We start from the raw sequence: 12124 nt of genomic DNA, 5'->3' as shown, positions 1-12124 counted from the left end.
CACTCCTTAAAGCTCAACCCTGAATCTGTGCCATGGGTGCTGATGGCGAACAGTCTGAATCTGGGAAAACACCGGGCCGTTGGCCGTCAGCTTATAGGGCAGCAGGCCATCTTCGCGCTGATGGGTGGCAAAGCCGGCAAAGGTGGCGGCGGCCACCGAAGGGATGAAGCGGCTGAGCAGTTCGGCATTGATCGTGCCGGTGCTTTCCAGCCAGCAACCCAGATAGACGCCGCCTTCATTGAGAATGGGATGGGCATCGCTGGTGGGCCTGATGCAGGCCAGCAGTTCGCGCACCGCCGCATAGTAGCGGGCTTCCAGCTGCGGGGTCGAGGCGACAAAGCGCACGCCCGAAGCGACGAACTCTGCCAGCACGCCGGTGTGCTCAACCGAGCCCACCCGGTCTGTGACCGTGGTCGCGCGCAGCCTGTCGAGCAGGGTGAGGCTGGTCGGCTGATGGTTCATCCTGCTTCCTCCCGCTCGCTGGCATCGGTGGTCCCGATGTCGAGGTGCGGTGTGCTGGGAAGAGGAAGTGATCTGCCCGCCAACCGCGACCGCACGGTTGAGATCCTTGCGGGTCTCTCAGAAGGTCGAAACGAGCATTGGTCCGGAGGTTACCGGTCAGACCAACGACATTCCGCGTAGCGCACGCTTGACCACATACCCTGGCTGGGCCGAGGCCCATGACGTGTCTCCGGCCGTTCCTGAGGGATTGTCCCCACTCAGATGCCGGATAATTGTTCGCAGCCGTCGGCGAAGTCAATGATTTTGTTGATATGGCCACCAACTTGCAGGAATTATTGAGGTCTATCAATTAGATAAGACCGTCAATCTGCCATACAAGATTGCGGGTGGACGCCATCAATTCTGCTTCAGGCGGTGGTGCGCAGGCGCCTCGCATCGGTCACGCGGGTGCCGAACACCCGGTCCCGGCCCGCCGCCTTGGCGCTGTAGAGCGCGCCGTCCGCGGTCTCGATCAGGTCGAGGGCGCTGCGCGCCGCCGTGTCGGCCATATAGGTGGCCACCCCGACGCTGACCGTGATGTAGCCCTTGTCGCTATTGGCATGCGACAGATGCGCCTCGGCCAGCGCGCGCCGGAAGCTCTCGGCCACCAGATAGGCACCGTCCTCATCGGTATCGGGCAGGATGGCGGTGAACTCCTCGCCACCAAATCGGGCAACCACATCGGCGGGCCGCTTCAGGCTGTTCTTGAGCAATTGGCTGACCTGGCGCAGGGCCTCGTCGCCCGCCAGATGGCCGTAATGATCATTGTAGTCCTTGAAGCGGTCGACATCGACGATCAACAGGCTCAACGGCGTGCCCGCGCGGCTGGTGCGGCGGATTTCGGCGTCGATGGCATCATCAAAAGCCCGCCGGTTCAGCAGGCCGGTCAGCGCGTCAGTGCGCACCAGATGCTTGAGGTGGTCGGTGGTGGTGTGCAGTTCCTGTTCGGCCTGCTTGAAGCGGGTTACGTCAATGGCGACCACCATGGTGGTTCCATTGCTGGTGGGGCGGGTCCGCACCTGCATCCAGCGGTCATTGCTGAGATAGATTTCGTCCTCGGATTCGCGCTGCAGATTGGCATAGCGGTCGGCGATCCACGCGGCCGCCGCTTTTCCCTCTGTGGGCGCCCTGGGCTGTTCACCGGTGTCGATCACCGCCTGCAATATATCGCGGTAATGCGCGCCTGGCTGCCGCAGCGCGCCAGTGAGCGGAAAGCCGTCGCGATACTGCTCATTGCAGAACACCAGCCGGCCCTCGCTGTCATACATGGCCAGCCCGCCGGTCATTTCGGCCAGCGCATAGGACAGCGTATCCCGGCTCTGCAACACTTCCTGCTGCAGCAGCCTGGTTTCGGTGATATCACGCGAAACCCCGGCCAGACCAATGATCCGGCCGCCTATGTCATGCAGCGGCACCTTGGTTGTGGCGTACCAGCGCTGGGTTCCGTCGGCATCGGTCAGCTGTTCTTCCAGCTCCAGTTGCGGTTCACCCGACGCCATGATGGTGGCTTCGCCGTCCAGCTGAGCCTGGGCCCGCTCGAAGGGCTCGACATCGAAATTGTCCCGGCCAATCAGCTGGTCTGGTCCAGCCACGCCAAACAGCCGCGCTGCGGCCTCGTTGGCCGCGGCAAACTTGCCGTGCAGATCTTTGACAAAAGCGTAGTCCGGGGCGTGCGTCAGGGCCGCCGCCAGCAATTCGCGTTCAGCCGAGAGATGCCAGGCCCGCAGATAGACCAGCCCGGCCACGACCGTGGCGACCAGATTGATCGCGGCAAACCAGATCCGCTCGGACATGGGGAGATCGGTGATCGGCAGGGCCAGCAGGCCCACCGATGTCGCCATGGCGGCGATCAGCGCCGCAGCCACAATATGCCAGAGCCGGAAGGTGGATGTTCCCACCAGCAGATTGACCAACAGCCCCGACGCACTCGCCAGCCCGACGGCAATCACCCCCGCGCCAGTGCCCAGTCCGCCCATCATCAGGCGGTAGCTCCCCGCGATCAGCGCAGTGATCAGGGCGGCGGGCCAGCCACCAAACAGCGCCACCACGGTGAGCAGGGCAATCCGCAGGTCAGCAAACACGCCGGGTCGGCTTTCGACGGCCATGCTCATCGACGCAATGGCGCCAAGGCCAATGATCGCGGCAAACAATGGCGCCCGATACAGGCGCGGTACCGTCTTCAACCAATAGTTGGAGCGCGACCACAGCAGCACGAACAGTGCGACCACTGCCATATTGCCTGCCACCAGGGGCCAGTTGGACATCGTCACGATCCGTAATCCTTGTCCGTCATGCAATCCCTTGTCCGCCGACCGGGCTCACGCCAGGCAGGCCCATATCGATCTCGTCTGCCACGCTACCAGCCAAGGGTTTGCCAAAGCTGAACGGAATGCCGCGAAATGGCCGCAACCGCCCGTTCCTGACAAATTGTGATCAGGGCGTTTCCAGGCGCAATTTGGCAGCCGGGGCGCTGGACATGGCCGACCAGGTGGTCGCGGCGCCGGTGACGATGGTGGCCACAATCACCAGCAGGGTGACCAGGCCCAGCTGGCCCAGCGGCACGGCGAAGTCGATCTCCAGCAGCCAGGTCGCCGCCGCCCAGGCCCCGAGCAGCGCAATCAAGGTGGCCAGAACAGCGGCAATGGCGCCCAGCAGCGCATATTCGATCAGGAAGGCGGCGATGACATCGCGGCGCCTGGCGCCCAGCACTTTCATCACCACAGCATCAGTCTCGCGCTGTTGCCGCCCGACGCTGAGCGCGCCGGCCAGCACCAATATGCCGGCCAGCACAGCCGTGCCGCTGACCAGTGCAATGGCGTTGATCAACCCGTCGAACACCGCCCTGATACGGGCCAGCGTATCGCCCACCGGCACGAAGTTGAGCAGGGGAAATGCCCCGATCAATGCGGCTTCCACCTGCTGATCGCTTCCCGGCACCACGGCGATGGCGCCGAAATAGGATTGCGGCGCGCGCTCGATCAGGCCGGGCGAGACGATGATGCGGAAGTTGAAATTGGGGCTGCGCCAATCGATCAGCCGGAAACTGGCAATGGTCATTGCCAGCTTCCGCCCGGCAATGGCGATCTCGATGCTGTCGCCAATCGACAGGTCGAGCGCATCGCGCATTTCGGTGCTCAGCGACACCTGCGGCTCGCCGGCATAGTCTTCGGGCCACCACGCGCCCTGCTCGATCACCGTGCCCTCGGGCAGGGCGGCCGACCAGGTCAGCGCCGTATCACCCCGGAACATGTCGGCGACGTCGCGCGAAACCTCGTCATCGGCTGATGGCGGTGGCGCTCCCTTGAGCGCGGTAATGGTGCCGCGCAGCATGGGGATGGTGGTCAGTGCCTCGATTTGGGGTGTTGCCGCGGCAAAGCTGGTGAGGCCATCAACACTGCCTTTGTCGAGATCCAGCAGGACGAAAGCCGGCGCCTCGGTGCTGACCTCGGTGGCAATCTGGTCGTTGATGTTGGACTGGATGGAGACGATCAGCAGCAGCAGCGACAGGCCCATGCCCATCGAGACCAGAACCGTCGTGGTTGGCGCTCCGGGCCGGACAATGGCCGATAGCGCCCGGCGCAGCAGCCGGTTGGGTGGCGCTGGCATGGCCGACAGGGCCCAGGTCAGTCCCGCTGCAGCTAGCCGCAGAAGACCAAAGGCGACCGCCGTCCCGGCAAAATAGATCGCCACCAGCCGTGCGTCGCTGGCAATGGCCAGTGTCAGCGCGAACAACAGGGCAAACCCGACCAGCAAGGGCACTGACGCGGCAGGCTTCAGCCATTGGCGCCAGTCCTGCCGGTCCAGATGGCTTGATGCGGCGGCGCGAAACAGCAGGGCGGGACGAATGGCCCGGGCGCGCAGCAGGGGCAGCCAGGCAAAGATGATCGCGGTGACCAGCCCGATGCCGGCGGCCGCCGCCATGGCCCGCAGATCGAGCGCCGCGGGCAGGTCCAGCCCGATCAGCCCGGCCAGCAGCGGCAAGACGGCAAAGGTGCCCAGCGCAATGGCCACCAGGCCGATGGCAATCGAGAGCAGCGACAGGAAGATCACCTGCGACAGGAAATGCACAACGATGCGATTGCCGCTCGCCCCCAGTGACCGCATGGTGGCGATCCCCGCCTGCCGCTCGCCCACATAGGCGGTGACGGCATTGGCGGCGCCAAGCCCGCCCACGACCATCGATGAAAGCGCCACCAGCAGCATGAAATTGCCGAAAATGCCGATGAAGCGGGCAATGGTCTCGGTGGCCTGACGTGGCGAGCGAAGCTGCCACTCACGGTCCGGGAACTGCTTTTCCAGCGCCGCCTTGGTGCTGGCGAAATCAGCGTTGTCGAGCAGCACCTTGTAGCGGAACTGGTTGAGCACACCCTCCTGCTTCAGCCCCGCCAGTGGCAGGGCGGCGTCCGACACCAGGGCCGGCGCGCCGAGCTGAAAGCCCAGCGTTGCCTGATCGGGCAGGGTGTCGATGACGCCGCGCAATTGCAGGTCGAGCGTGCCGATGCGGATGGTGTCACCCGGCTTCGCCTCCAGCCGCAGCGCCGCCTGCTGCGACAGCAGCACGCCCGCCAGGCCGTTCTGGGTGCCAAGCAGTTCTGCCGTGCTGCCGGGCGGGGCGCCGGGGAGCAGCGTCACCTCGCCAACCAGCGGATAGAGTGCGCCAACGCCGCGCAGCGACAGAAAGGCCGTTGCATCGCCCTTCCGGGCCTGGGTATTGAGCTGGACCTCGCGGCTGACCGGACCGAGCGCCTCAAGCGCTGCCAGCACATCGGGCGCAATATCGGTGCGCGGCGAGCGCAGCTCCAGGTCGCCCCCCAGAATGGCGCGGGCATCGCGTTCAATGGCGGTTTCAACCGCACCACGCACGGAACTGACCACGCCGATGGCGGCCACGCCGAGCGCCAGACAGGCAATCAGAATGGTGAAGCGGCCCGCGCTGCCACGCAGATCGATCAGCGCCACGCGCAACCAGGCGATCAGGCGCTTCATGCCGCGACTGCCGAGAGCTGGCTGAGTTCGCCACGATCCATGCGCATCTGCCGGTCGGCACGCCGCGCCAGAGCATTGTCATGGGTTATCAGCAGCACCGCCATGCCATTGGCCCGCGCCAGATCAAACAGCAGATCGATGGCTGAGGTGGCGGTCTCCTGATCCAGATTGCCCGTTGGTTCATCGGCCAGCAGCAATTTGGGCCGGGTAACAATGGCGCGGGCCAGCCCGACGCGTTGCTGCTCGCCGCCCGACAGGGCACTGGGCAGATGATTCTCGCGGGCCGCCAGACCGACCGCGGCCAGCGCCGCCCTGGCGCGGCTGCGGATTTCGCTTAGCGGCAGATCATCAAAGGCGATATCGAGCGCCAGTGCGACATTTTCCAGCGCCGTCATTGAGGGAATGAGATGGAAGTTCTGAAACAGGATGCCGATATTGCTGCGGCGTATTTCGGCCAGCTCGTCTTCATTCATCCCGCTCAGCGTGGCGCCGCCGACATCGACCAGGCCGCTGCTGGCGCGCTCCAGCCCGCCCATCACCATCAGCATCGAGGTCTTGCCGCTGCCCGAGGGACCGACAATCGACACCACCTCGCCCGGGCTTATCGCAAACGTGATGTCCTTGAGGATATGAAGCGACTCCTTGCCCGAACTAAGGTGGAGGTTCATGCCCTGGGTCTGGGCGATAAAATCGGTCATGGAAGCAGGCCAAATTCTGGTCGGAGAAAACAATGATGCGGGCGGCAGGTGCTGAAGTGAGAAACTGGGTGCATCGGGCGCTAAGCGCAATGGCCATCGTGACCACAATCGCGATAGCGACGCTGCCGGCCCATGCCGCCGGGCGCACCATTCTGCTTTATGGCGACAGCTTGCTGGCAGGATATGGCCTGCCAGCGGCGGAAGGCTTTGCCGCGCAGCTGCAGGCGGCGATGGACAGGGCCGGGCTGGACGCCACGCTGGTCAATGCCAGCGTTTCAGGCGACACGACGGCAGACGGGCTGGCGCGGCTCGACTGGTCGCTGGCCGAGGCGCCCGACGCGGTGATCCTTGGCCTGGGTGCCAATGACATGCTGCAGGGCCTGCCCCCGCCTGCCGCAGCCAGCAATCTTGCGGCAATCCTGCAGAAGCTCGCCGACATGCAAGTGCCGGTCCTGCTGCTCGGCATGATGGCCGACCGCGGGCTGGGCGCCGACTATGTTGCCGCGTTCGATGGCGTCTATCCGGCGCTGGCCAGCGCGCACGGCGCCATCCTTTACCCATTTTTTCTCGATGGCGTGGCGCTTGATCCCGCGCTTAATCAAGCCGATATGCGCCACCCCAATGCCGCCGGGGTCGCCCATATCGTGGAAAAGCTGCTGCCCTTTGTCGAACAGCTGCTGCAGCGCCTCGACTAGGGCACAAACCGCTGCACCAGACCAACCCAGGCCTTTGGCAGCGTGCCGAACAGCTTTGGCTTGTAGTAAGCGCTCGCCGCCCGCTTGGAGATTTCCGCCAGCGTGGGGTAGGGCGCAATCATCGAGGCGACGGCCGACAGCTTGACCTTGCCCGAAATCACCAGTCCCCACAGGCTGATCATCTCGCCGGCATGCGGGCCCACCATGGTGGCCCCCAGCACCTTGCCGCGACGGGTCAGCACCAGCTTGACAAAGCCCTCGATGCGCCTCTCGGCCTGGGCCCGGTCATTCTCGGCAAAATGCTCGACAATGGTGATGACGTCGGCGCCCTGCTTGCGGGCGTCAGCCTCGGTCAAACCGACATGGGCCACCTCGGGATCGAGATAGGTGACCCAGGGCAGGGCGGCATAATCGACCTTGGATGGCAGGCCGAACATGGCGTTGCGCACGAAAATGCCGGCGTGATAGCCCGCAATATGGGTGAACTGCGGCCCGCCAGCGACATCGCCCAGCGCATAGATGCGCGCATTGCTGCTGCGCAGTCGTGCATCGACCGCGATCCCCTGTCCGGTGGTTCTGACCCCGGCGGCGTCCAGTCCGAGATTCTCGATATTGGGCTTGCGGCCGGCAGCCACCAGCAAATGGCTGGCGGTGATGATTTGCGTACCCGCTGCGGTCTCGACCCTTGCCTGCACGCCGCCCTCGACCCGCTGCGGATCGGCGAAGCTGGCGTGCTCGAACAAGGCGATACCTTCATCCGCCAACACCTTGCGGATCAGCGGCGCGGCCTCGGGTTCGTCCCTGGCCAGGATGGCCCCGGCATCGACCACGGTCACGGCCGAGCCGAGCCGGCGGAAGGCCTGCGCCAGTTCCAGCCCGATCGGCCCGCCGCCCAGGATCAGCAGATGGTCGGGCCGGGTGGTCAGCGCGAATATGGTTTCATTGGTCAACGGCTCAAGCGCGGCCAGGCCCGGAATCGGCGGCAGGCTGGCGCGCGATCCGGTCGCCACCACAAAGCGGCGCGCCGTGATGGTGTAGTCGCCGGCGACCAGCTCGCCTGGGCTGACGAATTTGGCCGTCTCCTGCAGCACGGTAATGCCCATGCCCTCGAAGCGCGCGACACTGTCATGGGGCGCGATGGCCCCGATAACGGCGTGGACGTGATCATGCACGGCCTGGAAGTCGATCTTCGGCACGAGGCCCGCACCCACGCCCATTGCCATCGCGGCCTTGAAACCATGGGCGGCATGGGCCGCCGCGATCAGTGACTTGGAGGGGACGCAGCCGGTATTGAGGCAATCGCCGCCCATTGCCCCGCGCTCGATCAGCACCACCCTGGCGCCCAATTGCGCTGCGCCCGAAGCGGCGCTGAGACCTGCCGACCCCGCGCCGATGACGCAGACATCGCATTCAATCCGCTGGCTGGGCTGGCTCTTGGCTGGCATGGATCACTCGCTGGACATTGCATGATGGGTGAATTGTCGTGAGGCGCCCCGACGCCGGGGCCTCTGGCTAGCGCAGGCGGGAGCGCACGAAGGTGTATACGGGCTGCACCATGGCCAGCAGGGCCAGCAGGGCCAGGCCCAGCAGTCCCAAGCTCAGGCCGGGCGTGACCAGATCGGACAGGCTGACTGCGCGACCGCTAGCGGCCACCTCGATCAGCACCGTTTCCAGCCCCTGCCCGATCGAGGCATAGACCAGGGCGCCGGGCAGGATGCCGATCAGCGTGGCGAGGAAATAGCTGCGGAACTTCACCTTGAACAAGGCGGGCAGCACATTGACCACCGAGAAGGGCAGGACGGGCGCCAGCCGCATCGCCAGCATGTAGCTGAAGGCGCTCTTTTCAAAGCCCCTGGCGGCGCGGTCGACAAAGCCCCCGGCCTTCTGGCGCAGGCTGTCGCCAAAGGCGGTCCTGGCGGCCCAGAACAGGATGGAAGCGCCAATGGTGGCGCCGATCGCCGCGAGCAAGCCACCCGGCACGATGCCATAGACAAAGCCGCCGGCCAGCGTCAGCAGCCAGGTCGCCGGAAAGGCCACCGAGACGGCCGCTGCATAGCCGAGCACATAGATCAGCGCCGCCAGCAGCACCTTTTCGCTGGCGAAGGCCTTGATGCCTTCACGCGCCCCGGCCAGGTAGTCGAGGGTGAAATAGCGCTGCCATCCCAGCAACAGGCCGGTGAGCAGCACGCCGAGCAGGATGACAATGGGCAGGAAACGGGCGATGGCTGCCGACGCCTTGCCCTTGGGCGCGGCGTCGGCGGCAGGAACGGGTTCGTGCATGGGGTTCAGTGCTTCCTGAATGGCACGAGCAGGGACCAGATCAACCCGCTGGGTTGCTGGGGGTCACGATATTGGTCGAGCCCGATATCCATCTCGACATGCCCCTTGGCGGGTTGGGCGGTATAGGTGGCAAACAGCCGGTCCCACAGCGACAGGCTGAAGCCGTAATTGCTGTCGGTCTCCTGCCGGATGGTGGAATGGTGCACCCGGTGCATATCGGGCGTCACCAGCACCAGCCGCACCAGGCGGTCGATCTTCTGGGGCAGGGCGATATTGGCGTGGTTGAACATGGCGGTGCCATTCAGGATCACCTCGAACACCAGCACCGACCAGGCCGGTGCGCCCAGCGCCAGCACGACGCCAACCTTCCAGAACATCGAAATGATGATCTCGAGCGGGTGAAAGCGCAGCGCGGTGGTCAGATCAAAGCCGGTATCGGCGTGATGCATGCGATGGATGCGCCACAGCAAGGGGATCTTGTGGCTGAGCAGATGCTCGAGCCAGACCGCGAAATCGAGCACGATGATCGACACCAGCGCCGCCACCCAGACCGGCACGCCAACAAGGTTGAACAGGCCGATGCCCTGGCTCTCGGCCCACAGCGCCGCGCCCACGGCAGCGGCGGGGAACACGATGCGCAAGGCCACCGAGGACAGCACCAGCATGCCCACATTGGTCAGCCAGCGGCGGGTCTTGAGCGCGGCCAGCATTTCGGGGCGCTCCAGCCGTGGATGGGCCAGTTCGATGATTGCCAGCGTGCCGAAGATCAACAGGAACGCGCCGAAACGGATCACCGGCTCGGGCAGGAACAGACCACTATCGGGCATTGAAGTTCTCGTTGTGGGCGGTCGCGGCGCGGAAGGCCGCGATCAGGCCGTCATCAGGGGTGGTCTGGCTGGCTGCCGGCTTGCCGGCGCGCAGCAGGGCAATGGTCTTGGCCAATTGATCGACATAGGTTCCGCATCGGCTGCACATCAGCAAATGCAGCTTGAACCCGGCACGCTGGCGCAGGCTCATCTGGCCTTCAAGATAATCGGTCGCTCTGGCATTGAGCTCGCGGCAACTGAGCATGGTGGTCTCCCGGGAGCGCCGGCCAGTCAGCGGCAGGCCTCCGTCTCTAGCTCAGTGCAACGGGCGGCGGTTTCGTTACAAACAATCTCAGGCCGCGGGGGGAGACAGCACCTGCTCCAGCGCCGCCCGGACGCGCGTGCGCCCGCGATGCAGCAGAATGCGCTGATTGGCGTCGCTCAGGCCAAGGATGGCGCAGGTCTCCGCCGCGCCCAGCCCTTCGATGTCGCGCAGGGTGACGACGGCGCGCTGATTGTCGGGCAGGCTCTCGACGGCCGCCATGGCATGGGCGAGCATTTGCCGGCCCCCAACAATGCGCTCGGGATTGATCCCGGACCATTGGCCGGGCGGGGAGAGCCAGGAGCCATCGCCGGAAAACCGGTCGGCATCAACGCCCGGCTCATTATAGCCCATCGCGGTGAACGAGACCGTTCGCCCCTCGCGCCGGGCCTTGCTGCGCGCAATATTGGCCAGCACAGAAAAGCTCCAGGTCTTGAGCGAGGCGCGCCCCTCAAACTGGCCGATGCCGGCAATCAGCGCCAGCCAGGTATCCTGCACGGCTTCCTCGGCAAGGGTGCGGTCGCGCAGAAAGCTGCGGGCAAAGGCCAGCATGGAGGGCTGCAGGCTGGCAAACAGCTGGCGAAATGCCGCCTCGTCGCCGCGCTTGAGCGCGTCAATCAGCGTCCGCTCACTGGTTGAGCCTTTCTGGCCGCCACCCGTCAATCCATCGTCCCCCGTGACCCTCCAGCGTTCCTAGCAGCTAAACCGGGAATTGGCGCCCGTGTTCGCGCCTTTGTGTCGTCATCCCCGGCAGGGCGCGCCGGGCGGACTGTAACAGCTGGTCCGCTGATGCGACCAAGCCGTAGTAGAGTGACGTTTCGTACAAACCCCCGATTGGCGCGCGCCCATGATTGACAGCTATCTGATTGCGCCGCAGGAGCGTCTGCTGGCCCACCCGGCGCGCTGGCTGCGCGGGCTTGGGGTGAGCGCCAATATGCTGACCCTGGGCGGGTTCATCCTGGGCATGGGCGCCTTGCCCGCCATTGCCCTGGGCAATTTCTGGCTGGGCCTGGTGCTGATTGGTCTCAACCGGATCATCGATGGGCTCGATGGCGCCGTGGCGCGGCAGGCCGGCCCGACCGATCGCGGCGCCTTTCTCGACATTGCGCTCGACTTCTTCTTTTACGCCGCCATCCCGTTTGCCTTCGTGCTGGCCGACCCCGCCACCAATGGCGTGGCGGGCTCCCTGCTGCTGTTCTCCTTTATCGGCACCAGTTCGAGCTTTCTGGCCTTTGCCGTGATCGCCAAGCAGCGCGGCATGACCGCGCTCAACATGCCCAAAAAGGGCATCTACTATCTCGGCGGGATTACCGAGGGTGCCGAAACCACCATCCTGTTCGTGCTGATCTGCCTGGTGCCGAGCTCGTTCCCCATTGCCGCAACCCTGTTCGCCATACTGGCCCTGCTCACGACGGCAATCCGCTGGTGGTGGGGCTGGACCAGCTTTGGCGAGAACTGAGCCCTGTGTTCCGCCTGGGGGCCCATAAACCCCTGACGTCATGGGGGTTCTGAGCACCTGTTGGGGAGCTTTTCCACAGGGCCCGAGCGCCCGGATCGAGAAAATACCGGTGCGGACCGAAAAACTGTCACCGCGCCGTTGACTCGATGCAGCCCCTATCCTAGAACCCGCCTCGTTGAACGACGTCGAGCGAAGCCGCTCCCACCGATCAACGCTTTCTGAAAGAGCAGCTGCTCTGCCGGGCAACCGGAAGATCAGCTGTTGACTGCAGGAGGATCGGGCTTCGAATGGTTTTGAAGAAATTCAAAATTGTTTGCTGAACGAAAATAGGGTGTTGACAGTTCTTACGGACTTGCCTACAACCCGCCCACTGGACG

At 64.8% G+C, this 12124-nt stretch carries 11 protein-coding genes; 2 read left to right on the top strand and 9 right to left on the bottom strand.

What is annotated here, in order from left to right; translation table 11 throughout:
• Positions 1–6: 6 nt before the first annotated feature.
• From ABFY71_RS18510 to ABFY71_RS18495, 4 genes are all read right to left on the bottom strand, one after another.
• Positions 7–462, bottom strand: a complete 456-nt coding sequence (locus ABFY71_RS18510) for a hypothetical protein (RefSeq protein WP_347947355.1) — start codon at positions 460–462, stop codon at positions 7–9.
• Positions 463–869: 407 nt separating this feature from the next.
• Entirely contained in the window at positions 870–2765 is a 1896-nt protein-coding gene (locus ABFY71_RS18505) for a diguanylate cyclase (RefSeq protein ID WP_347947354.1), read from the bottom strand.
• A 169-nt stretch (positions 2766–2934) separates the two neighbouring features.
• Complete coding sequence (locus ABFY71_RS18500) at positions 2935–5487, bottom strand: ABC transporter permease (protein WP_347947353.1); 2553 nt, start codon at positions 5485–5487, stop codon at positions 2935–2937.
• Complete coding sequence (locus tag ABFY71_RS18495; protein WP_347947352.1) at positions 5484–6185, bottom strand: ABC transporter ATP-binding protein; 702 nt, start codon at positions 6183–6185, stop codon at positions 5484–5486. Before ABFY71_RS18495 ends, ABFY71_RS18500 begins: the two co-directional genes overlap by 4 nt.
• A gap of 89 nt (positions 6186–6274) precedes the next feature.
• Here ABFY71_RS18495 and ABFY71_RS18490 point away from each other — a divergent pair, with 89 nt between their 5' ends.
• On the top strand, positions 6275–6880 hold the full coding sequence (locus ABFY71_RS18490) for an arylesterase (RefSeq protein WP_347947351.1): 606 nt from the start codon (positions 6275–6277) through the stop codon (positions 6878–6880).
• Here ABFY71_RS18490 and ABFY71_RS18485 read toward each other — a convergent pair.
• From ABFY71_RS18485 to ABFY71_RS18465, 5 genes are all read right to left on the bottom strand, one after another.
• On the bottom strand, positions 6877–8325 hold the full coding sequence (locus tag ABFY71_RS18485; protein WP_347947350.1) for a dihydrolipoyl dehydrogenase family protein: 1449 nt from the start codon (positions 8323–8325) through the stop codon (positions 6877–6879). The two genes, ABFY71_RS18490 and ABFY71_RS18485, sit on opposite strands and share 4 nt — an antisense overlap.
• A gap of 67 nt (positions 8326–8392) precedes the next feature.
• A complete protein-coding gene (locus ABFY71_RS18480; protein ID WP_347947349.1) occupies positions 8393–9160 on the bottom strand; it encodes a TVP38/TMEM64 family protein in 768 nt (255 codons plus the stop codon).
• Between the two features lie 5 nt (positions 9161–9165).
• Complete coding sequence (locus ABFY71_RS18475; protein WP_347947348.1) at positions 9166–9987, bottom strand: sterol desaturase family protein; 822 nt, start codon at positions 9985–9987, stop codon at positions 9166–9168.
• Entirely contained in the window at positions 9977–10231 is a 255-nt protein-coding gene (locus ABFY71_RS18470) for a zf-HC2 domain-containing protein (protein WP_347947347.1), read from the bottom strand. Before ABFY71_RS18470 ends, ABFY71_RS18475 begins: the two co-directional genes overlap by 11 nt.
• 87 nt (positions 10232–10318) lie before the next feature.
• Positions 10319–10951, bottom strand: coding sequence for an RNA polymerase sigma factor (locus tag ABFY71_RS18465; RefSeq protein WP_347947346.1), 633 nt, complete (start codon positions 10949–10951; stop codon positions 10319–10321).
• 184 nt (positions 10952–11135) lie between these two features.
• Between ABFY71_RS18465 and ABFY71_RS18460 the strand changes: the two genes are divergently transcribed.
• Complete coding sequence (locus tag ABFY71_RS18460; RefSeq protein WP_347947345.1) at positions 11136–11747, top strand: CDP-alcohol phosphatidyltransferase family protein; 612 nt, start codon at positions 11136–11138, stop codon at positions 11745–11747.
• The last annotated feature ends 377 nt before the right edge of the window (positions 11748–12124 follow it).

The sequence above is a fragment of the Devosia alba genome, from assembly GCF_039938915.1.
Lineage (GTDB): Bacteria > Pseudomonadota > Alphaproteobacteria > Rhizobiales > Devosiaceae > Devosia > Devosia alba.
This window is presented reverse-complemented; position numbering and strand designations above follow the sequence as displayed.

Bases quoted from the DNA above. Each gene is read 5' to 3' on its own strand.
- ABFY71_RS18510 (WP_347947355.1), bottom strand. From the start codon at position 462: ATGAACCATCAGCCGACCAGCCTCACCCTGCTCGACAGGCTGCGCGCG.
- ABFY71_RS18505 (WP_347947354.1), bottom strand. From the start codon at position 2,765: ATGTCCAACTGGCCCCTGGTGGCAGGCAATATGGCAGTGGTCGCACTG.
- ABFY71_RS18500 (WP_347947353.1), bottom strand. From the start codon at position 5,487: ATGAAGCGCCTGATCGCCTGGTTGCGCGTGGCGCTGATCGATCTGCGT.
- ABFY71_RS18495 (WP_347947352.1), bottom strand. From the start codon at position 6,185: ATGACCGATTTTATCGCCCAGACCCAGGGCATGAACCTCCACCTTAGT.
- ABFY71_RS18490 (WP_347947351.1), top strand. From the start codon at position 6,275: ATGGCCATCGTGACCACAATCGCGATAGCGACGCTGCCGGCCCATGCC.
- ABFY71_RS18485 (WP_347947350.1), bottom strand. From the start codon at position 8,325: ATGCCAGCCAAGAGCCAGCCCAGCCAGCGGATTGAATGCGATGTCTGC.
- ABFY71_RS18480 (WP_347947349.1), bottom strand. From the start codon at position 9,160: ATGCACGAACCCGTTCCTGCCGCCGACGCCGCGCCCAAGGGCAAGGCG.
- ABFY71_RS18475 (WP_347947348.1), bottom strand. From the start codon at position 9,987: ATGCCCGATAGTGGTCTGTTCCTGCCCGAGCCGGTGATCCGTTTCGGC.
- ABFY71_RS18470 (WP_347947347.1), bottom strand. From the start codon at position 10,231: ATGCTCAGTTGCCGCGAGCTCAATGCCAGAGCGACCGATTATCTTGAA.
- ABFY71_RS18460 (WP_347947345.1), top strand. From the start codon at position 11,136: ATGATTGACAGCTATCTGATTGCGCCGCAGGAGCGTCTGCTGGCCCAC.